The sequence below is a fragment of the Caballeronia sp. BR00000012568055 genome (assembly GCF_029439455.1).
GTDB lineage: Bacteria > Pseudomonadota > Gammaproteobacteria > Burkholderiales > Burkholderiaceae > Caballeronia.
On the sequence record NZ_JAQFVG010000301.1, the window covers coordinates 75383 to 96756 of the forward strand.

A 21374-nucleotide genomic window follows, 5' to 3' on the forward strand; every position below is an offset into this window, starting at 1 on the left:
ACGTCACAAGACCCCGCTCTGGCGGGGTTTTTGTTTTTGTGCGGCCGATTTCGCGTTTCGTTGGAATGACTTAAAAGCTGGGGACAGGGACATGGAAGCGATCAGGAGCGTCGAGTACGACCGGCCGCAAGGCCTGACGTGCGGAGTGGGCGAGGCGTGGGCGAGGGTGCCCGATGCGCCATCGCTCGAACGCAAGCGCGAATTGAAGGAACGCATTCGCGCGCTGCTGAAGCGCGAAGAGGCGGTGCTGGTCGCGCATTACTACGTCGATGCCGAACTGCAGGAACTCGCCGATGAAACCGGCGGCTGCGTCGCCGATTCGCTCGAAATGGCGCGTTTCGGGCGCGATCACGCAGCGAAGACGCTGGTGGTCGCGGGCGTGCGCTTTATGGGCGAGACATCGAAGATTCTGAGTCCGCACAAGCGCGTGCTGATGCCCGATCTCGATGCTACCTGTTCGCTCGATCTCGGCTGTCCCGTCGATGAATTCTCCGCGTTCTGCGATCAGCATCCGGATCGCACGGTCGTCGTGTATGCGAACACGAGCGCGGCGGTGAAGGCGCGCGCGGACTGGATGGTGACATCGTCGATCGGTCTGGAAATCGTGGCTGATCTGCATGCGCGCGGCGAGAAGATTCTGTGGGCGCCGGATCGGCATCTGGGCGGCTACATTCAGAAGAAGACCGGCGCGGACATGCTGATGTGGCAAGGCTCGTGTCTCGTGCATGACGAGTTCAAGGGCATCGAACTGGATTTGCTGCGTAACGAATATCCGGATGCCAAGATTCTCGTGCATCCGGAGTCGCCGGAAGGCGTGGTGCAATTGGCCGATGTGGTCGGCTCGACCACGCAATTGATCGATGCCGCCGTGAAGCTCGATGCCAAGCGTTTTATCGTCGCGACGGATTTGGGCATTTTGCACAAGATGCGGCTCGCCGCGCCCGGCAAGACGTTTATCGAAGCGCCGACCGCCGGCAACAGCGCGACGTGCAAAAGCTGCGCGCATTGCCCGTGGATGGCGATGAACGGCCTCGCCAATCTCGCCGACGTGCTCGAACGCGGCCACAACGAGATCCACGTCGATCCGCAGATCGGCGAGCGTGCGCGCTTGCCGATCGATCGTATGCTGGACTTCGCCGCGCGTCACAAGAAGCGCGTGCAGGCGAGCGGCGATCTGGCGAAGGACACCAGACTATTTTCGAACGTAGGAGCCGCGTAATGTCCCTGTTCGAAGAAATCCGCGCGCAATACGGCGAAGCGTTCGATGCGGCGCTCGCCCGCAATGTCGTCGATGCGCGCGAAGAAGACGTCGGCACCGGCGATCACACCGGGCGTCTGGTGCCGGCTGAGGCGCATCGCACGGCGCGGATTATCGTGCGTGAGGATGCGGTTCTGTGCGGCGCGCCGTGGTTCGATGAAGTGATGCGCCGTGTCGATCCGTCGATCGAAGTCGAATGGCAATACGCGGAAGGCGCGCGCATGACGGCGAATACGCCCGTTGTGTTGCTGCATGGTCCGGCGCGTTCGCTGCTCACCGCCGAGCGCAACGGCCTTAACTTTCTGCAATTGCTTTCGGGCGTGGCGACCTCGACGCGCCGTTATGTCGATACGATCGAAGGCACTAAAGCGCGCATTCTCGATACGCGCAAGACGCTTCCCGGCTTGCGGCTCGCGCAGAAGTACGCAGTGCGCGTGGGCGGTGGCGCGAACCAGCGGCTCGCACTGTACGACGGCATTCTGATCAAGGAGAACCACATCGCGGCTGCGGGCGGTGTGGGCGCGGCGATGGATGCGGCCATCGCGCTCAATTCGGGCGTGCCGATTCAAATCGAAGTGGAAACGCTGGAGCAACTGGAAACCGCGCTGGCGCATCGCGCGGAATCGATTCTGCTCGACAACTTCACGCTCGATGCCATGCGCGATGCCGTGCGCATCACCGCTGGCCGCGCATTGCTCGAAGTTTCGGGCGGCGTGAACTTCGACACGGTCCGCGCGATTGCCGAAACCGGCGTGGACCGCATCTCGATCGGCGCGCTGACGAAGGACGTCCGCGCCACCGATTTTTCGATGCGGCTGATCTAAACGCTTCTTCGACGCGCAGCCGGCGGCATCAGCACCGTCGGCAGCGCTTTCGGCAAACTATCCGGCCAGTCGCGGCTGAAATGCAGCCCGCGACTCTCGCGCCGCGAGCACGCGCTTTCCACGATCAGCGACGCCACATCGACCAGATTGCGCAGTTCCAGCAGATCGCGGCTTACTTTGAAATTCGCGTAATACTCGTGGATTTCGTCACGCAGCAGCGCAATCCGATGCTGCGCGCGCGCCAGTCGCTTGTCCGTCCGCACGATGCCCACGTAATTCCACATCAGCCGGCGCAACTCGTCCCAGTTGTGCGCGACCACGACTTCCTCGTCGGGATCGGAGACGCGGCTCTCGTCCCAATCCGGCAGTTCGGCATGACAGCCCTTCGAGTATCCGTCCGCTTCGATCGCCTGCGCCGCCGCGCGCCCGATCACCAGACATTCGAGCAGCGAATTGCTCGCCAGCCGATTCGCGCCGTGCAAGCCCGTGTAAGAGGTCTCGCCGACCGCATACAAGCCCGCGCGATCTGTCCGCCCCGCGAGATCCGTGATGACGCCGCCGCACGTGTAATGCGCGGCGGGCACGACCGGAATCGGCTCTTTGGCGATATCGATGCCGAATTCCTGGCAACGCGCGAGGATCGTCGGGAAATGCTCTTCGAGGAACGCGCGCGGCTGATGGCTGATGTCCAGATACACGCAATCGATACCGCGCTTCTTGATCTCGAAGTCGATCGCCCGCGCGACGATATCGCGTGGCGCGAGTTCGGCGCGTTCGTCGTGGGCGGGCATAAAACGCGTGCCATCGGGCAGACGCAGCACGCCGCCTTCGCCGCGCACGGCTTCGGAAATCAGGAACGACTTCGCGTACGGATGGAACAGGCAGGTCGGATGGAACTGGATGAACTCCATGTTCGCAACGCGGCAGCCCGCGCGCCAGGCCATCGCGATGCCATCGCCGGTCGCGGTGTCGGGGTTGGTCGTGTAGAGATAGACCTTGCCTGCGCCACCCGTCGCGAGCACGGTATGCGGCGCTTGAATGGTCACCGTGCGGCCCGAATTCACATCGAACGCATAAAGCCCGTGACAGCGATGCCCCGGCAACCCGAGCCGATCCGACGTAATCAGATCGATCGCATAGTGATCCTCGAGCACGGTGATATTCGGATGCCGGCGCACGCGCTCGGCCAGCGTCGTGACAACGGCGTGTCCTGTCGCATCCGCCGCATGAATGATCCGCCGATGGCTATGTCCGCCTTCGCGCGTCAGATGGAAGCCGAGTTCGGCGGCAGAATCGCGCGTGAAGGGCACGCCTTCGTCGATCAGCCATTCGATCGCCGCGCGCCCGTTCTCGACGATAAACCGCGTCGCGGCTTCATCGCATAATCCGCCGCCCGCGATCAGCGTATCGCTCACGTGATTGTCGATGCTGTCCGACGAGTCCAGCACCGCCGCGATGCCGCCTTGCGCCCAATCGCTCGCGCCGACGCTCGCCGCGCGCTTGGCGAGAATCACAACGCGCCGCGTCTCCGCCAGATTCAACGCGACGCTCAAGCCCGCAAGCCCGCTCCCTACGATCGCAACATCGAAGTTCATGCCGCCGTTTCTCCGTCCGTGTGTTTCTTATTTCGAGATAGCCGGCAAGCATAACGCGCGTGAACATCGCGTGACAGGAAAAACCCCCGCACGATCGTGTGCAAAGCGTGGGAAAAGCGCGCGCAAAAACAAAAAGCCCCGCGCGAGGCGGGGCTTTTTGCGTCTTCTTGCTGAACTACAGGCACTCAATAATCAAGATTTACTTGATCTTGGTTTCCTTGTAGTCAACATGCTTGCGGGCGACCGGATCAAATTTCTTGATCAGCATCTTTTCCGGCATGTTGCGCTTGTTCTTGGTGGTCGTATAGAAGTGACCCGTGCCTGCGGTCGACTCCAGCTTGATCTTGTCGCGTGCGCCTTTGGCCATGTGCGTGCTCCTTAGATTTCACCGCGTGCGCGCAGGTCTGCGAGCACGGCGTCAATACCGTTCTTGTCGATCAGGCGCAGCCCGGCGTTCGAAACGCGCAGACGCACCCAGCGATTTTCGCTTTCAACGAAGAAACGGCGGTTCTGCAGATTCGGCAGGAAACGACGCTTGGTCTTGTTGTTTGCGTGGGAAACGTTGTTGCCCGACATCGGGCCTTTCCCAGTAACTTGGCATACGCGTGCCATACGACACTCCTAAAGCATGTTGAGTCTGAAGCCGCACGCTCAAAATAATTTCGATGCCTCAATTCGCCGATTGCCCATCGGTGATTGGCAGCACGGTTATGCCAATGAGGACTGCGTGGACCCAGAACTGGTGGGTTGAGAAAAGCAAACGAGGATTCTAGCAGGAAAAACGCTGCATTATCAATCCTTTTTGGTCTTGTTCCTACTGACTGCGGCCCTTTACAGCAAGCCCCTCCGCGCGAACGAACACACCTCGTTATAGGCCACGACAATGTGATCCAGCAATCTCACGTCGATAACCGCGAGCGTGTCCTGAATCGACTTGGTCAGTGCGCGGTCGCTTGCGCTCGGTTCGACGCCGCCGGAAGGGTGATTGTGCGCCACGATCACGCCGACCGCGTTGACCGCCAGCGCGTGACGGGCGATTTCCTGCGGGAACACGGGCACGCGCGTGATCGTGCCCTGCGCCTCGTCGCGGACATCGATTAACTGGTGGCGCGCATCCAGATACAGTCCGACGAATACCTCGCGGTTCAGCGCGCCGATCCTGAAGCGCAAAAAATCCTCGACCGCGCCGGGCGAATTGAGCAGCGGCGCTTCGCGCGCCTTTTCCGTCAAGGCGCGGCGGCAGAGTTCGGTCACGGCAAGCAAAGTCGCCGCTCGCGCCTCGCCGACGCCGCGCTCGCTCTGCAACGCATTCGCCGATGCATCCAGCAGGCGGCGCAGCGAGCCGAAGCGCTTCAGCAGCGAATTCGCGACATCCACCGCCGTTGCGCCTGCGACGCCCGTGCGCAGGAAAACTGCCAGCAGTTCCGCATCCGACAGCGCCGCCGCGCCGAGTTTGAGCAGCCGTTCGCGCGGGCGTTCGGCGTGATTCCAGTTCGAAATCGGTACGACAGGAGCGTCAGGTTCCGGCGACGGTGTGTCGTTGGAACCGAAAGCGAGCAGGCGCAATTCAACGTTCATCGCGCGCTCCTGTGAACTTTTGTCGCGCGATGCGGGAATCTGGCACCCATTCCACGTAACGCGACACTTCGCAACTGTGTCTTACAATAGCGGTTTGGCGTCCGGCCCGGATCGGGACCACGGGCGCTGCGCGGTGCGCTGCATCCTGCCAGCTGGCCGCCCCGTAAAGCACGTATCGCGCATCGCAATTACGCTTTGCGTTTCCGACTGAACCGCCACATCCAATACTCATGAGCATCATCGATATCTCCGAGGTGAAACCCGGTTCGCACGTCACGCTTCATTACCGGCTCGCACTTGCCGATGGTGCCGACATCGTCAATACGTTCGCCGATAAGCCCGCGACGCTCCTGCTCGGCGCGGGCCAACTGGCCCCGCCGCTGGAAGAAATTTTGCTCGGTTTGAAGGTCGGCCACCATTCGACCTTTCGGCTAATGCCCGACCAGGCGTTTGGTCCGCGCAACCCGGAACTGGTGCAGCGCGTGTCGCTGGCGACGCTGCACGAAAACAGCATGATCGGCGAGGATTTTTCTCCCGGCGATCTCGTCGAATTCAACGCGCCCAACGGCGGGCGCTATGCGGGCGTGCTGAAGGAAGTTGGCGAAACGTCCGCGCTTTTCGACTTTAATCATCCGCTTGCCGGCCAGGCACTGGCCTTCGAAGTGAAAATCATCGGAATTCTGTGAGCCATGAGCCTGACTGAAAGCCTCAACGAAGTGCAGACCGACGTCGAAATCCTGCTGGCCCAGCCGCGCGGTTTTTGCGCGGGCGTGGACCGCGCCATCGAGATTGTCGAGCGCGCGATCAAGCTGTTCGGCGCGCCGATCTACGTGCGCCACGAGATCGTGCATAACGCGTACGTGGTCGAAGACCTGCGCAAGAAGGGCGCGATTTTCATCGAAGATCTCGCCGATGTGCCCGAAGGCGCGACGCTGATTTTCAGCGCGCACGGTGTATCGAAAGCGGTGCGGGGCGAGGCGGAAGGGCGCGGTTTGCGCGTGTTCGACGCGACGTGCCCGCTCGTCACCAAGGTGCATATGGAAGTGGCGAAGATGCGTCAGGACGGCTTCGATATCGTGATGATCGGCCACAAGGGTCATCCGGAAGTCGAAGGCACGATGGGGCAGTCGGGCGAAGGCATGCATCTGGTCGAAGATATCGGGGACGTGCAGAAGCTGGTGCTGCCCGATCCGTCGCGTATCGCGTATGTCACGCAGACCACGCTTTCGGTCGATGACGCCTCCGCCATCATCGATGCGCTGAAGACCAAATATCCGTTGGTCAAGGAGCCGAAGAAGCAGGACATCTGCTACGCGACGCAGAATCGTCAGGACGCGGTCAAGTTCCTCGCGCCGCAATGCGACGTGGTGATCGTGGTCGGCAGCCCGAATAGCTCGAATTCGAGCCGTCTGCGCGAAGTGGCCGAGAAACGCGGCATTCCCGCCTATATGGTCGATTCGCCAGCGCAGATCGATCCGAAATGGGTGGAAGGCAGGAAGCGTATTGGCGTGACGGCGGGTGCGTCGGCGCCGGAAGTGCTGGCGCAGGCGGTGATCGCGCGCTTGACGGAACTGGGCGTGAGCAGCGTGCGTTCGCTGGAAGGTATCGAAGAGACGATCGCTTTTCCGTTGCCGCGCGGACTTTCCTTGCCGCAATAAAGTTAGACGAAGCTCTCGAAAAAAGCGCCTGCGGGCGCTTTTTTTGTGTCCGTCGCTCAACGCGGAACCCTTTAAAGCCGATATAGACAAAAGTCGTAGGCACTGTTTCGGGGCACGCGATTCACTTAGGGGTTTGCCCTTGTTTAGGCCGCGCAAACGTCAACGCACAGCGTCTCTAAAAACACCTGTTTCCGTTATGGTGCAACTACTGCACAAAATCGAATCGCAACCCGGTTGCGCTATTCGCGAAAAATCGGTCAAAAACAGGGGTTGCAATGCTGGAAAACCCCGCCACGCAAGAATATTGCTCGTCTCAAATTTAGCGTTACAATGCGCCCGTCTTGAGCCAGGACTGCTCTGACGCACGTGTTTTTCGAGGGGCAGGAGACCTATTTGATGCGATTCAAGTTTGCTTACGCCGTGTCCATCGCGGCTGCGGTTGCAATGGCAACGGCATGCGGCAAGAAGGACGAAAGCGGGGCGAGCACACAGGCATCGGCGACGAATACGGCGCCAGCGTCTGCTGCGCCCGCAGCTCCCGCGGCGAGTGAAGCAACGGTCGTGAAGATCGGCCACGTCGCGCCTTTGACGGGCACGCAGGCGCATCTTGGAAAGGACAACGAAAACGGCGCGCGTCTGGCGCTGGAAGAGATCAGCGCGCAGGGTTTGACGATCGACGGCCATTCGATTCATCTGGAACTCGACAGCCAGGACGACGCCGCCGATCCGCGCACCGGCGAAGAAGTCGCGCAGAAACTGGTCGATGACCACGTGGTCGCGGTGATCGGCCACATGAATTCGGGCGTGTCGATTCCGGCATCGAAAATTTATAGCGATGCGGGCATCGCCGAAATTTCGCCTTCGACCACGAATCCGCAGTACACGAAGCAAGGCTACAAAACGACGTTCCGCGTAGTCGCCACCGATGCGCTGCAAGGCCCGGTACTCGCGAACTACGCATTGAAAACGCTGCACGCGAAGAAAGTCGTCGTGGTGGACGACTCAAGCGCCTACGGCCGGGGATTGGCCGACGAATTCAGTAAAACGATGCAGGCCGGCGGCGTGAAGATCGCCGCACGCGAACAGACCACGGAAAAGGCCCGCAATTACAAGGCGATCCTCACGAAGATCAAGCGTATCCAGCCGGACGTGGTGATGTACGGCGGCATGGACGTGACGGGCGGCCCGTTCGCGAAAGAAGCGGCGGCGCTCGGCATCAAGGCGAAGATTCTGGCGGGCGATGGCGCGTGCACGAGCCAGCTTCCGGATCTCGCCGGCGATGCGGTACAGAACGTCGTCTGCTCGGAAGCGGGACTGGCGCTGGCGAAGATGGATAAGGGCGCGGACTTCGAGAAGAAGTACGAAGCACGTTTCCATCAGCCGGTGCAGATTTACGCGCCGTTCACTTATGACGCCATGTATCTGATTGTCGATGCCATGAAGCGCGCCAATTCCGTCGAAGCGGCCAAAGTGCTCGCCGCGATCGCCACGACCGATTTCAACGGTCTGACCGGGCATATTGCATTCGACGATAAAGGCGACCTGAAAGCCGGCACCATCACGCTTTACGACTTCAAGGACAAAAAGAAGGACGTGCTGGACGTGGTCAAGCAATAAAAGAGCAATGAGAGCAGTGTGGGCGGCGTCCATCCAAGACGCCGTTTTCGTATCCGTCCGGTGACGTTCGCCGCTTCATCCGGCGGCGGGCGGTCAATCGGGCGCTTAACCTTTACCGGTTTTTTCATCAGTACGCGCAGTGCCGCATAGATTTCACTTCACATCGGTTTATCGGTCGGTGATAAAGGCGAAGTCGAAACGCACGGGGCTAAGGAGCTTTAGATGGATATTTTCATCCAGCAGATCATCAACGGTCTGGTGCTTGGCAGCGTCTACGCCATCATCGCACTGGGATACACGATGGTGTACGGGATTCTCGGCATCATCAACTTCGCGCACGGCGACGTGCTGATGGTAGGCGCAATGGTCGCTTTGTCGGCCATCGGCGTGATGCAGAATCACTTTCCCGGCTTGCCCGGACCGATCATGCTGACGATCGCGCTGATCGTTGCAGCATGCGTGTGCGCGGTGGTGGGTTACACGATCGAGCGCGTCGCTTACCGGCCGCTGCGTAAAGCGCCGCGTCTCGCGCCGCTGATTACCGCCATCGGCGTGTCGATTCTGCTGCAGACCGTCGCGATGATGATCTGGGGCCGCAATCCGCTGGCCTTCCCGCAGCTCCTGCCGACCGATCCGCTGAACGTCATCACCGCCGGTGAGAACAATCCGGGCGCGGTGATTTCGATGACCGAAATCGTCATCATCGTGGTTGCGTTCCTCGTCATGGGCGGCCTGCTGCTGCTCGTGCACAAGACCAAGCTCGGCCGCGCGATGCGCGCCATCGCCGAGAATCCGGGCGTCGCCTCGCTGATGGGCGTGAACCCGAACTTCGTGATTTCCGCGACCTTCATGATCGGCTCGGCGCTCGCAGCGCTGGCAGGCGTGATGATCGCCTCCGAATACGGCAACGCGCACTTCTACATGGGCTTCATTCCGGGCCTGAAGGCGTTCACGGCAGCGGTGCTGGGCGGGATCGGCAACCTGGGCGGCGCGATGGTCGGCGGCGTGCTGCTCGGTCTGATCGAACAGTTGGGCGCGGGTTATATCGGCAATCTGACGGGCGGCGTGTTCGGGTCGAACTATCAGGACGTGTTCGCCTTTATCGTGCTGATTATCGTGCTCGTGTTCCGTCCGTCGGGTCTGCTCGGCGAACGTGTCGCGGACCGCGCTTAAAGATTTGAGGAGCCAATCAACATGACTTCGATTCAACCGATTGAGCCGTCCACGACGCTCATCCCCGAGAAAAACGCGACCAAGTCGCTGATCGTCGGCATCATCGTCGCGGTCTTCGTGATCGCCGCACCGATGGTGATCGGCGCGGCAGGCGGCAATTACTGGGTCCGCGTGCTCGACTTCGCCATGCTTTACGTGATGCTGGCGCTGGGCCTCAACGTGGTGGTCGGCTTTGCCGGTCTGCTCGATTTGGGCTACATCGCGTTCTATGCGGTCGGCGCTTACGTTGCTGCGTTGCTGTCTTCGCCGCAGTTGACGACGCAGTTCGAATGGATCGCGCATCTCGCGCCGGGCGGGCTGCATGTGCCGTTCCTTATCATCGTGCCGATCGCGATGGCGCTCGCGGCCACGTTCGGCGTGCTGCTCGGTGCGCCGACGCTGCGTCTGCGCGGCGACTATCTGGCGATCGTGACCCTGGGCTTCGGGGAAATCGTCCGGATTTTCATGAACAACCTCGATCGTCCGGTCAACATCACCAACGGTCCGAAGGGCATCACGACGATCGATCCGGTCACCATCGCGGGCTTCAATCTGTCGCAGACGCACGAGTTCTTCGGACTGAAATTTCCGTCCGTCTACATGTATTACTACCTGTTCGTGCCCGGCGCGCTGCTGGTGATCTGGGTGTGTACGCGCTTGCAGCACTCGCGTATCGGCCGCGCATGGGCGGCGATCCGCGAAGACGAAATCGCCGCCAAGGCGATGGGCATCAACACGCGTAACGTCAAGCTGCTCGCATTCGCGATGGGCGCATCGTTCGGCGGTCTGTCGGGCGCGATGTTCGGCGCGTTCCAGGGCTTCGTATCGCCGGAATCGTTCACGTTCTGGGAATCGATCGTGGTGCTGGCCTGCGTGGTGCTCGGCGGCATGGGCCATATTCCGGGCGTGATTCTCGGCGCGGTGCTGCTGGCCGTGTTCCCCGAATTCCTGCGCTCGACGATGGGTCCGCTGCAGAACGCCATCTTCGGTCACCAGATCGTCGATACCGAAGTCATCCGCCAGTTGCTGTACGGCCTGGCGATGGTGCTGATCATGCTGTATCGCTCGGAAGGTCTGTGGCCGGCTCCGAAGCACGAAGACAAGATCGCGAAGATCGCACGCCGCGGCAATAAAAAGCCGGTGCGCGCTTAAAAGCGGGGAATCCAGAACATGAGCGATATCAAACAAACGCGATTGTCCGTCAAGGGCGTCAACAAGCGATTCGGCGGTTTGCAGGCGCTGTCGGATGTGCGCCTCGAAATCAAGGAAGGCGAAATTTACGGTCTGATCGGGCCGAACGGCGCGGGCAAGACCACGTTCTTCAACGTGATTACCGGTCTCTACACGCCGGACTCGGGCGAGTTCAAGCTCGATGGTCAGAACTACACGCCCACCGCGGTGTATCAGGTGGCGCAGGCGGGCATCGCGCGCACGTTCCAGAACATTCGTCTGTTCGGCGGCATGACCGCGCTGGAAAACGTGATGGTCGGCCGTCACGTTCGCACCAAGCACGGTCTGATCGGCGCGGTGTTTCAGACGCCCGCCGAGCGACGCGAGGAGCGCGAGATCAAGGAACGCGCGCTCGAACTGCTCGAATATGTCGGCGTGCTGCAATACGCGGATTACACGTCGCGCAATCTGTCGTACGGTCACCAGCGCCGTCTGGAAATCGCACGCGCGCTGGCGACCGATCCGAAACTGCTCGCACTCGATGAACCCGCCGCGGGCATGAACGCGACGGAAAAAGTCGAACTGACGCGACTGCTCGACAAGATTCGTTCGGACGGCAAGACGATTCTTTTGATCGAACACGATGTGAAACTCGTGATGGGATTGTGCAACCGCATGACGGTGCTCGATTACGGCAAGGTGATCGCCGAAGGTCTGCCGCAGGACGTGCAGAAGGACCCGAAGGTGATCGAGGCATATCTGGGTGCGGGGGTGCATTAAATGTCGACCACGAACGCGATGTTGAAGGTCAAGGGTTTGCAGGTGAATTACGGTGGCATCCAGGCAGTGAAGGGTGTCGATCTGGAAGTCGGACAGGGCGAACTGGTCACGCTGATCGGCGCGAACGGCGCGGGCAAGACCACGACGATGAAGGCCATCACGGGTCTGAAGCCGTACTCGGGCGGTGATATCGAGTACATGGGGCAATCGATCAAGGGCGTTCCCACGCACGAGTTGCTGAAGCGCGGCCTGGCGATGGTGCCGGAAGGCCGTGGCATTTTCGCGCGCATGTCGATTCTCGAAAACATGCAGATGGGCGCGTATCTGCGCAACGATAGCGACGGCATCCAGAAGGACACGGAGCGCATGTTCGGCTTCTTCCCGCGTCTGAAGGAACGGGCATCGCAGTACGCAGGCACGTTGTCGGGCGGCGAACAGCAGATGCTGGCAATGGCGCGTGCGCTGTTGTCGCGTCCGAAGCTGCTCTTGCTCGATGAGCCGTCGATGGGCCTCTCGCCGATCATGGTCGAGAAGATCTTCGAAGTGGTGCGGGAGATTTCGAAGGAAGGGCTGACCGTGCTGCTGGTCGAGCAGAATGCGCGGCTGGCGCTTCAGGCGGCCAATCGCGGTTACGTGATGGATTCGGGCACGGTCACCATGACCGGCGATGCGAAGACGATGCTGGATGATCCGAAGGTGAGGGCGGCTTATCTGGGCGAGTAAGTGCTTTTCGATGCTCGTAAAAAAACCGGCTTTTCAGCCGGTTTTTTTATGCAAGCCGCTTCCCCAGACTCACCACCTCGTCCATCCGATACCCCAGCTTTTCATAAAACCCACGCAGCTCGGTCTTGAACGACATGATCTGCAAATTCACCTTCGGACAGCCGAGCGTCGCCAGCGTGTCTTCGACATGCCGCATCAGCGCGCTGCCGAATCCGCGCCCTTGCAACGCAGGCGCGACCGCAAGCGAATACACCCATCCGCGATGCCCGTCGTAACCGCACATCACCGTGCCGATCACTTCGTCGTCCATCACGCCGACGAAGAACAACTCCGGCTGCATCTTCATCTTGTTGGCGATGGACAACGCCGGATCGCGCTGTGGCCGCGATGCGTCCGCGTACTCGGGAAACACATCGCGCCATAGCGCGATCACGGCATCGTGATCGCCTGCATCGAAGGTGCGGATGATCACAGCGAGTCGAGCACGGAACGCAGCATCGCCATCATCTGGTCGATCTCGTTCTTCGTCACGTTCAGCGCCGGCATGAAGCGCAGCAGATTCGGCCGCGCCGCGTTAAGCAGCAAGCCATCCGGCTGCATCAGACGCGCCTTTTCGACGATCTGCGGGCCCTTGTCGCTGTCGAGCAGCAGCGCGCGCAGCAGACCTTCGCCGCGCTCGCCCTTGTAGCCGCGCTCAGCCGACAGCTTGAGCAATTCGGCCTTCAGATATTCGCCTTTCTCGCGCACGCCTTCCATGAAACCCGGCGCGACGAGCTGCGAAATCACCGAGTAACCGACTGCCGTCATCAACGGGTTACCGTTGTAGGTGCCGCCCTGATCGCCCGGTTCGAAGCACGCGACATCGGCCTTCGACAGCAGCGCCGCCAGCGGCACGCCACCGCCGATACCCTTGCCCAGCGTCATGATGTCTGGCTCCACGCCCGACAACTCATACGCGAACAAGGTGCCCGCGCGACCGCAACCGCTCTGCACTTCATCGACGATCAACAGCAGGTTGTGCTTCTTCGTCAGTTCGCGCAGTTGCTGCATGAATTCGCGCGTGGCGGGAATCACGCCGCCTTCGCCCTGAATCGGTTCGAGCATGACGGCGACCGTCTTCTCCCCGATCAGCTTTTCGACCGACGTGATATCGTTCAGATCGGCCTTCGGGAAGCCCGGCACTTGCGGGGCGTAGATCGTGTCCCAGCCTGCCTTGCCGCTCGCCGACATGGTCGCGATGGTGCGGCCGTGGAAGCTGTGATCGAAGGTGATGATTTCATACGCGCCGTTGCGGAATTTCTTGCCCCACTTGCGTGCCAGCTTGATCGCGCCTTCGTTGGCTTCCGCGCCGCTGTTGGCGAAGAACACCTTGTCGAAGCAGCTATGTTCCGTGAGCAGACCAGCGAGCTGTGCCATCGGTGCGTTGTAGAACGCGGGCGACGGGTTGATGAGCGTGCGCGCCTGCTTTTCCATCGCTTCGATCATGCCGTCGTTGCAGTGGCCGAGCGAGTTCACCGCCCAGCCCTGGATAAAGTCGAGATAGCGCTTGCCGGTGTTGTCGTAGAGCCATGAACCCTTGCCGTGCGTGAACACGATCTCGGGGCGGTTCGTGATGTACATCAGCGAATCAACGGGGTACTCATTGAAATTCATGACAGCGGGCTCCACGAAGGCAAAAGAGGCGAAAGAGGAAAAGGGTGCGAAAAAAACAAAAGCCACGGAATGTCCGTGGCTTCATTTCGTGCGCTTCAATCAACCGAACCATGAGCGCGAAAGCATGACGAGCCAGCGGCATCCCTAGGGGAGCGGCGAGCGGCGACGTCGAAGTGCGTTCAGGTTCGGGTTCATTCGCGAAGAATACGTTATGTGGTTCCTGCGTGTAAACCATGCACGCGGATTTTTTGTCCGCGTGCACGACACTCGCATTTTTAAACCGGATGTGCGAGATCTGCTGCGCTGGTGAACGAATCCGCATAGAACTCGTCCTCCGGCAGACGATGATGCTGCGTGAAATCGCGCTGCGCGGATTCCACCATCACCGGCGCGCCGCACGCGTACACCTGATAAGCGCTCAAGTCTGGCAGATCCTCGATGACAGCACGATGAACGAAGCCCGTGCGGCCCGTCCACGCGTCGTCCGCGTCGGGTTCGGAGAGTACCGGCACGAATTTGAAGTTCGGAATCTCGCGCGCCCATTGCTCGGCGAGTTCCATCATGTACAGGTCTTTCTTGCGGCGGCCGCCCCAGTACAGCGACATCGGACGATTGAGGTTCTTGAACACCGCATGTTCGATGATCGCCTTGATCGGCGCGAAGCCAGTGCCGGAAGCGAGCAGCACAATCGGCTTATCCGATTCGTCGCGCAGGAAGAAGGTGCCGAGCGGGCCTTCGAAGCGCAGGATATCGCGCTCTTTCATCGCGCCGAACACGTGGTCGGTGAACGTGCCGCCGGGCATATGACGGATATGCAACTCCACCGGACCTTCGTGATGCGGCGGGCTTGCCATCGAATAGCTGCGGCGTTTGCCGTCCTTCAGAATGAATTCGATGTACTGCCCCGCGAGATATTGCAGGCGCTCGTTCGCGGGCAGTTGCAGCTTCAGTTCGATGACATCGTCGGCTTTCCGCTCCAGCGCGTTGACGCGGCAGGGCAGCTTTTTCACCTGCACGCCGCCGACGCCCGCGACTTCGCGGACATCGATGGTCAGATCGCTTTGCGCGGTCGCGCAGCAGAACAAGGCCATGCCGCGCGTTTTCTCGTCGTTTGAGAGCGCGGAGGACGAATGCGGCGCCTGCTCGATTTCGCCCTGCACGACGCTGCCCTTGCACGAGCCGCACGCGCCGTTCTTGCACCCGTACGGCAGGCCGATACCCTGGCGCAGCGCCGCGGTCAGAACCGGCTCATCCGGTTCCACTTGAAACTGCCGGCCGCTTTGCCGGAGCGTTACGTTAAAAGCCATAGATCGATTTCTTGCGATGATGAATAGGCCGCCCGATGACACCGAGCGCTTCCCTGACGTGGCGGATAGAATGCAACGCATGATCGCCACTCGAATTCTTCGCCGCCCGCGCGTGCTGATCGTCGGATGCGGCGATATCGGCATGCGCGCGCTGCCGCTTCTGCAAGCTCGGAACAACGCACCGCGCGTGATCGCGCTGACGCATCACCCGGAACGCGCGAAGCAGTTGCGCGAGGCCGGCGCGTTGCCGATCGCCGGTGATCTCGACGATCGCAGAACGCTGCGGCGGCTGATCGGCGTCGCGCGAAACGTGGTGCATCTCGCGCCGCCGCCACGCGACAGTGCCCACGATACCCGCACGCGCGCATTGATTGCGACCTTGCGCGGCAAGCATCGTTCGGTTGCCCGAAGCACTTCCGGCGCGGTGATGCGTCAGCGCACAGTACGCGGCTTTCTGCGCGGATACGCGTCCGACGCGCATCGCGGATTGCGTGATCCGTCGCGGCCGAGCCTTGGCAGAATATCTTTCATTGTACCCGAGCGGTCTTTTCGCTTCGTCTATGCGAGTACGACCGGCGTGTACGGCGATTGCGGCGGCGCGTGGATCGATGAAACGCGGCCGGCGCGGCCGGAGAACGAACGCGCGCGGCGACGCGTATCGGCGGAAAAGCAGTTGCGCGGCGCGGGAGCGCGCAGTGGATGGCGCGTGTCGATCGTGCGGATTCCGGGCATTTACGCGGGCGATCGATTGCCGCTGGCGCGTATCGAACGAAGCATGCCGGCGCTCGTGCAAAGCGACGACGTCTATACGAATCACATTCACGCCGATGATCTCGCCGCGATCATCCTTCGTACGCTCGCACGCGGACGCGCGCAACGCGTGATCAACGCGTCCGACGACACCGACTTGCGCATGGGCGATTACTTCGACCGCGTCGCGGATGCGTTCGGTCTGCCGCGCGTACCGCGCATCACGCGCGACGAAGCGCAGGCGCGGCTGGAGCCGATCACGCTGTCGTTCATGCGCGAATCACGCAGGCTCGCCAACGCGCGGCTGAAGCGCGAACTGGGCTACACGCTGCGCCATCCGACCGTAGACGACTTCCTGACAAAGCGTTAAATCAGCGCGGGAATGGTTTCCAGCAGCACGAAGCACATCAGCGCACCGATCAGCGCGCCGATGAGATTCGGCGAGTATTTGTGACGGATACGCATCGAAACCGCCAGAACCCCGATCAAAGCGGCGCACAGCGCCACAAACACAACCAGCGCGACATTCATGTGGGAAACCATGATGCCCTCCTGCTTTTTTGATAGTCATTTTTGGTATCCGTAAGACCAGTATATGACCGTCGAAAGCAGAAGGCATGCTGCGTCGCAACGCTGCACACCAAGGACTTTCACCAATTTGCAAGCTCAATGCGCGTCGATAAAAGCGGCCACGTCGGCGACTACCGGCGAGTCTGTGCGCTGCGCCGCCAAAAACGCCGCGACGATGCGGCTGTGCCCCAATCCCCCGTAGCGTTTCACTTCGACGCGGTCGTCATGGGCGCGCAGGGCATCGGCGAAACGATCGCTGTTGCGCGGATCGACCACTTTGTCGGCGGTGCCGGTGACGAGGAGCATCGGCGGTTCGTGGCCGGTGATGACGTCGATCGGCAGGGCTTGCGCGCGCTGGGCTTCGGGGAAGATTTCGTCCATGTGCGGTTCGGGCGGAATCATCGCGTACGGACCGGCGAGACCAATCATGCCCGCCAATTTTTCGTTCGATAAACCTTGCACCTTCAGATAGCGCGGATCGGTGGCCAGCATCGCGGCGATATGCGCGCCTGAAGAATGTCCCATCACGAAGATGCGATGCGGATCGCCGCCGTAGTCGCTTGCGTGGTCGTAGGCCCAGCGCACGGCTGCGGCTGCATCGTCGAGAAAAACGGGGAAGCGGATTTCCGGGAACAGGCGATAGTCCGGCGTCACGGTCACCACGCCGCGTGCGGCCAGGGCTTGCGCGATATCGCGTGAATCCGAGCGCTGGCCTGCGCGCCAGCTTCCGCCGTAAAAATACACGACGATCGGGCGCGGCGCGTTTGTCTTTGCTTCCGGCGTGTAGACATCGAGCCGCTGACGCCAATGTTCGCCATACGCGATGTCCTCGGCCGTCTGCGCCCGCGCAATCTCCGCAGCGCCCGCGACGCACATGACCAGTCCCGCCTGAATGAAGCGCCGTCTCTGCATGGTTGCATCGACCTTACGAGGAGAATCGGATGGAAGTGGGCTACTTCTCGCGCAGTGCGGCGAGGTCCGCTTCGTCGAGCCAGCGCCATGCGCCTTCGGCGAGCGAATCAGGCAAAGCATAACCGCCCATCCTTTCGCGATGCAGTTTCTCCACGCGGTTGCCCGCCGCCGCGACCATCCGCTTGACCTGATGGTATTTGCCTTCGAGCACGGTGAGTTCGAGCGAATGGTCGTCGCGACGTTCGGCGGCGAGCGCCGCGCTCGGCTTCGATTCGCCGTGCAGCAGCACGCCATCGCGCAGTTTGGCGAGTTGCGCGTCGTCGAGCGGATGGCGAACGGTCGCGAGATAGACCTTCGGCACCTTCTTTTTCGGCGAGGTGTACGTGTGCACGAACGCGCCGTCATCGGACAGCAGAAGCAGGCCGGTGGTGTCCTGATCGAGCCTGCCGACCGATTGCACGCCGCGTTCGGCAAGCTGCGGCGGCAGCAAATGAAACACGCTCAGATGATGCTGCGGATCGCGCGAGCATTCGTAACCCGCAGGCTTGTTCAGCGCGATATACGCCTTCTCGCGATACATCCAGCGCGCGCCATCGACGTCGAATTCGGGCGGCGGCGTGAGCGGAATATCGGCGTGCGGATCGGTGCGTGCTTCGCCGCCGATGCTCAGACGGCCTTCGGCGATCATGCCGCGACACTGGCGGCGCGACCCGAAGCCTTGGGAGAAGAGGAGGGTTTCGAGGTCCATCGGATGAGCGGAGTTGAAGCGCGCATTTTATCGTGCGCGCAGGCTCCGCTCATCGGCGAGTCATTGCATGTCGAGTCGGCCGTACACGCCGTCCGCTTCGAAGTTCGGTCCGGCCGCAAAAAACAGCGTGTTCGATGGCTGCGCGTTCAGGTTGTTGCCGAACTGCATGCCCCACAAGCCGCGCTGCGCAAACGGGTTGCCGTCCGTATTCAGCAACTGGCCGACGAACGCGCCGGTGGTGGAATCGAAGGCGTTCACCGTGCCGTCGCCGAAATTGCCGATCAGGATATCGTTGCTCAGTGTGCCGAAATTTCCCGGCGCCAGCGCTATGCCCCACGGCGCGTTGAGCGAGTTGTTCGACGCGAGACGCTGGATCAGATTGCCGTCGAAATCGAATACATCGACGAAACCATTGCCTGCGCCGGGCACGTCGTCGTGCGCGTCGGCATCCTGCTTGGCATAGGTCACGTAGATTTTCGAGCCGATCGTCTGGATGCCGAACGGTGCGAAGCCGTTAGGAAGCTGCGAGTCCTTGAAGCCGCCTGGGACGGTCATCGGCGTGAAGGTGCCGTTGAAGACATCGATCTTGTTGTTGTGGAAATCGGTCGCGTAAAGCCGGTGTCCTGCATTCGTCGATGCAATCGCCAGTCCCTTGTAGACCGCGCCGGACGCGCTCGAATCGATCACGGTGAAGGCGTGCGTCATATCGACGGCGGGCGCCCACGCGGTGATCGAACCACCTTCGCCCGCAAACAAAAACGCCGCCGCGCCCGACTTGCCGTTGCGCGCGATCACCAGATCCGGCCCGTTGCTGAAGACGATGCCCGTCGGATTCGCCGGTCCCGTGGTGGTCGGCGGGATCGATACGACCAGCGTTTGCACGACGCCGTTGCCATCGTAGAGCGTGGCGGTTTGCGTGCCGTTGTTGGCCACCCAGACGAAGCCGTTCGGATTGAAGGCGACGCCCCACGCGTTCTTCAGATTCGCGTCGGTATGCGGCGCGGTGATCGCGCCGTCCGATACGACAATGGTCGCTTTGAAGCGCGTCGCGTTGACGTGCATGTTGTCGCTGCTGTTGTGATCGGAGCCGCCGCAGGAAACCAGTCCTGCGGTGACCGCGACGAGCGAGACCGCGTAACGCCAGAATCCGCGCTGCATGATGGTGACTCCTTCGACGCGTGCGCGCCGTCAGGTTGATCGTCACCGTAAAACGGGCGCGAGGAATCGCTTATTCCGATACCAACGCGCCCGAACGCTACGCGATTCCGGGCGTCAGTGCGCGTCGCCGCGGCCTTTCATTACCGTCGGGACGCCTAAGCCGAATAGCGTGTAATTGGCGCGGTCGGAATCGCTCGATGTCGTGTGGCGATGGCTGACGCTCCAGCGGCCATCGAAGGTCATGGCGGGCGTCACCGGCTGGGGAATGGCGCTGGCCTGGCGGAAGTATTCGGTGTTGGCTTCGGTTTGAACGACCATCGCCTGACGCAACGCGGTCTGCGACTGCGGATTGCGCGGTTCGAGCGCGACCGCGCGGCGCGCATTGCGGATGGCGCACGACGGTTCCTTGTTCATCGTGCAGGTGCGGGCCGTGGCGAGCGCGCTGTCGCGGGCGCGTTCCTGGCGCGACAACTCGGCGGCGAGTTGCTGGATTTCCGGACTGCGCGATTCGTTGGCGCGCAGCGTGCGCATGTGGCGGCGCGCTGAGGACAGATCGCGCGAGGCGAGCGATTGCTGGACTGCGGCGATGGTGCGCGCGACGGCGGGGTTCGGGGTTTCGGGTTGGGCTTCGGCGACTTTTTGTGGCTTGGGCGGTGTGGCTGCGGCGAGCGTGGTCGTGCTGTGTGTGGCGGCGGTGGCTTTCGTCGCTGCATTGGCAACGATGGCCACGGGCGCTTTCGGCGCTGCGTTCGCGGTGGTTTGCGCGGTGGGCTGAGCCACGGGCGCGACGACATGCGGTGCCGCTGCGACTGTCGTATTGTGCGTCGGCGCGACGTTCGCGGCGGTTTGCGCGGTGGGCTGGGCCACGGGCGCAACGGCCTGCGATGTTGCTGCGACCGTTGCGCTATGCGCTTGCGTGGCAGGAGGCGTTGCCGCTGCGATCTTCGCGGGCGGCTGCGGCGGTGCTGTGACGATAGGAGCGGCGACGACCGGTTCGGGCGTCTTCGCAGCGGCCACGATCGCTGGCTTAGCTGGCGCCGGGTTGCTCTTCACCGATGTCGATGGACGCGTTTCCGCCATCGCAACTGTCGGCGCGACATGCTTCGGCGCTGCGACCGCTGGTTTCGTCTCAGCGACGATCACACGCGGCGCTTCCGCTTTCGGCGCGGCGGCAATCGGCGGCGTAATCGTCGCCGGCTCTGGCCGCGCGCGCGTCAGTTCCTCGCGGCGCGTCGTATCGGCATCATTCACGGATGCGCTCTTGTCGCGGATCGCGCCCGCTGCGGCGATCGTCGTGTCCTTCACCGACGCACCGCCGAAGTCGTACTGCGTGTACAAATATCCGCCCGCCGCCAGCCCCGCGACCACGCTGCCGACCAGCATCGCCAGCCCCTTGCGCGCGGGCTTGCGTGCCGGACCGGACAGCAGTTCATCGCCCGGTTCGACCAGACTCGGATACGACGTCACCATGCGGCGGCGCGCCATGCGCGTGAGCCAGCCGGTATCGCGCAGATCGACGACATCGTCGAGTTCATCGCCCTCCGGCTCGACGGCCGCCGCGCGCGCATGCGATGCCGCCTCGGCCTTGCTCGTGAAAATCGCCCCCTGGCGATCCGCGCCGCAGTTGGGGCACGTGTCTTCCTCGGCGCGCGAAATCGTGTTGCAGCGGCTGCAGATCACCGAGTCGAGCGTGAGTGAATATTCTGGTCGATTCATGTCGCACCCATTTTCGATTTATGGCCCGGCGCGTCGCGCGAGCGGGTGTCACGACATCACGGATAGTCCTTAGCAACCCGAAATGGCTGCCGCACCTGGCTGCATCCTCGCGATGCCCCACACGCCGGCACTCCTGAATGTCGAT

General features: G+C 61.7%; 22 protein-coding genes. 10 read left to right on the forward strand and 12 right to left on the reverse strand.

Annotated features, from left to right (window positions below; genetic code table 11):
- Positions 1-91 precede the first annotated feature (91 nt).
- Both nadA and nadC read left to right on the forward strand, forming a co-directional pair.
- Positions 92-1219: a quinolinate synthase NadA gene (gene nadA / locus P7F28_RS19620; protein ID WP_277186250.1), complete on the forward strand. Its 1128-nt coding sequence runs from the start codon at positions 92-94 to the stop codon at positions 1217-1219.
- Positions 1219-2082, forward strand: a complete 864-nt coding sequence (nadC, locus tag P7F28_RS19625) for a carboxylating nicotinate-nucleotide diphosphorylase (RefSeq protein WP_277186251.1) — start codon at positions 1219-1221, stop codon at positions 2080-2082. The genes nadA and nadC overlap by 1 nt, the downstream gene beginning before the upstream one ends.
- Here nadC and nadB read toward each other — a convergent pair.
- The 4 genes from nadB to radC form a co-directional block, all read right to left on the reverse strand.
- Positions 2079-3677, reverse strand: a complete 1599-nt coding sequence (nadB, locus tag P7F28_RS19630) for an L-aspartate oxidase (RefSeq protein ID WP_277186252.1) — start codon at positions 3675-3677, stop codon at positions 2079-2081. The genes nadC and nadB overlap by 4 nt on opposite strands.
- 199 nt (positions 3678-3876) lie before the next feature.
- The gene (gene rpmG, locus P7F28_RS19635; RefSeq protein WP_014190626.1) at positions 3877-4044 is read right to left on the reverse strand and encodes a 50S ribosomal protein L33; all 168 of its coding nucleotides are present in this window, start codon (positions 4042-4044) and stop codon (positions 3877-3879) included.
- Between the two features lie 11 nt (positions 4045-4055).
- Positions 4056-4289 (reverse strand): 50S ribosomal protein L28, encoded by a 234-nt coding sequence (gene rpmB / locus P7F28_RS19640; protein WP_008351171.1) that lies wholly within the window; start codon positions 4287-4289, stop codon positions 4056-4058.
- Between the two features lie 219 nt (positions 4290-4508).
- Complete coding sequence (radC, locus tag P7F28_RS19645) at positions 4509-5255, reverse strand: DNA repair protein RadC (protein ID WP_277186253.1); 747 nt, start codon at positions 5253-5255, stop codon at positions 4509-4511.
- Between the two features lie 230 nt (positions 5256-5485).
- Here radC and P7F28_RS19650 point away from each other — a divergent pair, with 230 nt between their 5' ends.
- The 7 genes from P7F28_RS19650 (at position 5486) to P7F28_RS19680 (ending at position 12415) form a co-directional block, all read left to right on the forward strand.
- The gene (locus P7F28_RS19650) at positions 5486-5941 is read left to right on the forward strand and encodes a peptidylprolyl isomerase (protein WP_277186254.1); all 456 of its coding nucleotides are present in this window, start codon (positions 5486-5488) and stop codon (positions 5939-5941) included.
- Between the two features lie 3 nt (positions 5942-5944).
- A complete protein-coding gene (gene ispH, locus P7F28_RS19655; protein WP_277186255.1) occupies positions 5945-6913 on the forward strand; it encodes a 4-hydroxy-3-methylbut-2-enyl diphosphate reductase in 969 nt (322 codons plus the stop codon).
- Positions 6914-7309: 396 nt separating this feature from the next.
- On the forward strand, positions 7310-8530 hold the full coding sequence (locus P7F28_RS19660) for a branched-chain amino acid ABC transporter substrate-binding protein (RefSeq protein WP_277186256.1): 1221 nt from the start codon (positions 7310-7312) through the stop codon (positions 8528-8530).
- A gap of 222 nt (positions 8531-8752) precedes the next feature.
- On the forward strand, positions 8753-9703 hold the full coding sequence (locus P7F28_RS19665) for a branched-chain amino acid ABC transporter permease (RefSeq protein ID WP_277186257.1): 951 nt from the start codon (positions 8753-8755) through the stop codon (positions 9701-9703).
- Between the two features lie 21 nt (positions 9704-9724).
- Positions 9725-10894 (forward strand): ABC transporter ATP-binding protein, encoded by a 1170-nt coding sequence (locus tag P7F28_RS19670; RefSeq protein ID WP_277186258.1) that lies wholly within the window; start codon positions 9725-9727, stop codon positions 10892-10894.
- 18 nt (positions 10895-10912) lie between these two features.
- Positions 10913-11692: an ABC transporter ATP-binding protein gene (locus P7F28_RS19675; protein ID WP_277186259.1), complete on the forward strand. Its 780-nt coding sequence runs from the start codon at positions 10913-10915 to the stop codon at positions 11690-11692.
- Between the two features lie 18 nt (positions 11693-11710).
- Complete coding sequence (locus tag P7F28_RS19680; protein ID WP_277186312.1) at positions 11711-12415, forward strand: ABC transporter ATP-binding protein; 705 nt, start codon at positions 11711-11713, stop codon at positions 12413-12415.
- A 46-nt stretch (positions 12416-12461) separates the two neighbouring features.
- Here P7F28_RS19680 and P7F28_RS19685 read toward each other — a convergent pair whose 3' ends face one another.
- The 3 genes from P7F28_RS19685 to P7F28_RS19695 form a co-directional block, all read right to left on the reverse strand.
- Positions 12462-12887, reverse strand: a complete 426-nt coding sequence (locus P7F28_RS19685; protein ID WP_277186260.1) for a GNAT family acetyltransferase — start codon at positions 12885-12887, stop codon at positions 12462-12464.
- On the reverse strand, positions 12884-14068 hold the full coding sequence (locus tag P7F28_RS19690) for an acetylornithine transaminase (protein WP_277186261.1): 1185 nt from the start codon (positions 14066-14068) through the stop codon (positions 12884-12886). The genes P7F28_RS19685 and P7F28_RS19690 overlap by 4 nt, the downstream gene beginning before the upstream one ends.
- Before the next feature lie 275 nt (positions 14069-14343).
- Positions 14344-15375, reverse strand: a complete 1032-nt coding sequence (locus P7F28_RS19695) for a CDP-6-deoxy-delta-3,4-glucoseen reductase (RefSeq protein ID WP_277186262.1) — start codon at positions 15373-15375, stop codon at positions 14344-14346.
- A 79-nt stretch (positions 15376-15454) separates the two neighbouring features.
- Between P7F28_RS19695 and P7F28_RS19700 the strand changes: the two genes are divergently transcribed.
- Positions 15455-16495, forward strand: a complete 1041-nt coding sequence (locus tag P7F28_RS19700; protein ID WP_277186263.1) for an NAD-dependent epimerase/dehydratase family protein — start codon at positions 15455-15457, stop codon at positions 16493-16495.
- Here the strand turns inward: P7F28_RS19700 and P7F28_RS19705 are convergent.
- The 5 genes from P7F28_RS19705 to P7F28_RS19725 all read right to left on the reverse strand — a co-directional run bounded on the left by P7F28_RS19705 (position 16492) and on the right by P7F28_RS19725 (position 21229).
- The gene (locus P7F28_RS19705) at positions 16492-16668 is read right to left on the reverse strand and encodes a hypothetical protein (protein WP_277186264.1); all 177 of its coding nucleotides are present in this window, start codon (positions 16666-16668) and stop codon (positions 16492-16494) included. The genes P7F28_RS19700 and P7F28_RS19705 overlap by 4 nt on opposite strands.
- A 123-nt stretch (positions 16669-16791) precedes the next feature.
- Positions 16792-17607 carry an alpha/beta hydrolase gene (locus tag P7F28_RS19710; RefSeq protein ID WP_277186265.1) on the reverse strand — a complete coding sequence of 272 codons (816 nt, stop codon included), beginning with the start codon at positions 17605-17607 and terminating at the stop codon, positions 16792-16794.
- A 40-nt stretch (positions 17608-17647) separates the two neighbouring features.
- Positions 17648-18355 carry a pseudouridine synthase gene (locus P7F28_RS19715; protein ID WP_277186266.1) on the reverse strand — a complete coding sequence of 236 codons (708 nt, stop codon included), beginning with the start codon at positions 18353-18355 and terminating at the stop codon, positions 17648-17650.
- 60 nt (positions 18356-18415) lie between these two features.
- A complete protein-coding gene (locus tag P7F28_RS19720) occupies positions 18416-19513 on the reverse strand; it encodes a TIGR03118 family protein (RefSeq protein WP_277186267.1) in 1098 nt (365 codons plus the stop codon).
- Positions 19514-19627: 114 nt separating this feature from the next.
- Complete coding sequence (locus P7F28_RS19725; protein WP_277186268.1) at positions 19628-21229, reverse strand: hypothetical protein; 1602 nt, start codon at positions 21227-21229, stop codon at positions 19628-19630.
- Positions 21230-21374: the final 145 nt, after the last annotated feature.

Bases quoted from the DNA above. Each gene is read 5' to 3' on its own strand.
- P7F28_RS19675 (WP_277186259.1), top strand. From the start codon at position 10,913: ATGAGCGATATCAAACAAACGCGATTGTCCGTCAAGGGCGTCAACAAG.
- ispH (WP_277186255.1), top strand. From the start codon at position 5,945: ATGAGCCTGACTGAAAGCCTCAACGAAGTGCAGACCGACGTCGAAATC.
- nadA (WP_277186250.1), top strand. From the start codon at position 92: ATGGAAGCGATCAGGAGCGTCGAGTACGACCGGCCGCAAGGCCTGACG.
- P7F28_RS19690 (WP_277186261.1), bottom strand. From the start codon at position 14,068: ATGAATTTCAATGAGTACCCCGTTGATTCGCTGATGTACATCACGAAC.
- nadC (WP_277186251.1), top strand. From the start codon at position 1,219: ATGTCCCTGTTCGAAGAAATCCGCGCGCAATACGGCGAAGCGTTCGAT.
- P7F28_RS19680 (WP_277186312.1), top strand. From the start codon at position 11,711: ATGTTGAAGGTCAAGGGTTTGCAGGTGAATTACGGTGGCATCCAGGCA.
- P7F28_RS19705 (WP_277186264.1), bottom strand. From the start codon at position 16,668: ATGGTTTCCCACATGAATGTCGCGCTGGTTGTGTTTGTGGCGCTGTGC.
- P7F28_RS19720 (WP_277186267.1), bottom strand. From the start codon at position 19,513: ATGCAGCGCGGATTCTGGCGTTACGCGGTCTCGCTCGTCGCGGTCACC.
- rpmB (WP_008351171.1), bottom strand. From the start codon at position 4,289: ATGGCACGCGTATGCCAAGTTACTGGGAAAGGCCCGATGTCGGGCAAC.
- P7F28_RS19710 (WP_277186265.1), bottom strand. From the start codon at position 17,607: ATGCAGAGACGGCGCTTCATTCAGGCGGGACTGGTCATGTGCGTCGCG.
- P7F28_RS19700 (WP_277186263.1), top strand. From the start codon at position 15,455: ATGATCGCCACTCGAATTCTTCGCCGCCCGCGCGTGCTGATCGTCGGA.
- P7F28_RS19715 (WP_277186266.1), bottom strand. From the start codon at position 18,355: ATGGACCTCGAAACCCTCCTCTTCTCCCAAGGCTTCGGGTCGCGCCGC.
- radC (WP_277186253.1), bottom strand. From the start codon at position 5,255: ATGAACGTTGAATTGCGCCTGCTCGCTTTCGGTTCCAACGACACACCG.
- P7F28_RS19650 (WP_277186254.1), top strand. From the start codon at position 5,486: ATGAGCATCATCGATATCTCCGAGGTGAAACCCGGTTCGCACGTCACG.
- P7F28_RS19670 (WP_277186258.1), top strand. From the start codon at position 9,725: ATGACTTCGATTCAACCGATTGAGCCGTCCACGACGCTCATCCCCGAG.
- P7F28_RS19695 (WP_277186262.1), bottom strand. From the start codon at position 15,375: ATGGCTTTTAACGTAACGCTCCGGCAAAGCGGCCGGCAGTTTCAAGTG.
- rpmG (WP_014190626.1), bottom strand. From the start codon at position 4,044: ATGGCCAAAGGCGCACGCGACAAGATCAAGCTGGAGTCGACCGCAGGC.
- P7F28_RS19725 (WP_277186268.1), bottom strand. From the start codon at position 21,229: ATGAATCGACCAGAATATTCACTCACGCTCGACTCGGTGATCTGCAGC.
- P7F28_RS19660 (WP_277186256.1), top strand. From the start codon at position 7,310: ATGCGATTCAAGTTTGCTTACGCCGTGTCCATCGCGGCTGCGGTTGCA.
- P7F28_RS19665 (WP_277186257.1), top strand. From the start codon at position 8,753: ATGGATATTTTCATCCAGCAGATCATCAACGGTCTGGTGCTTGGCAGC.
- nadB (WP_277186252.1), bottom strand. From the start codon at position 3,677: ATGAACTTCGATGTTGCGATCGTAGGGAGCGGGCTTGCGGGCTTGAGC.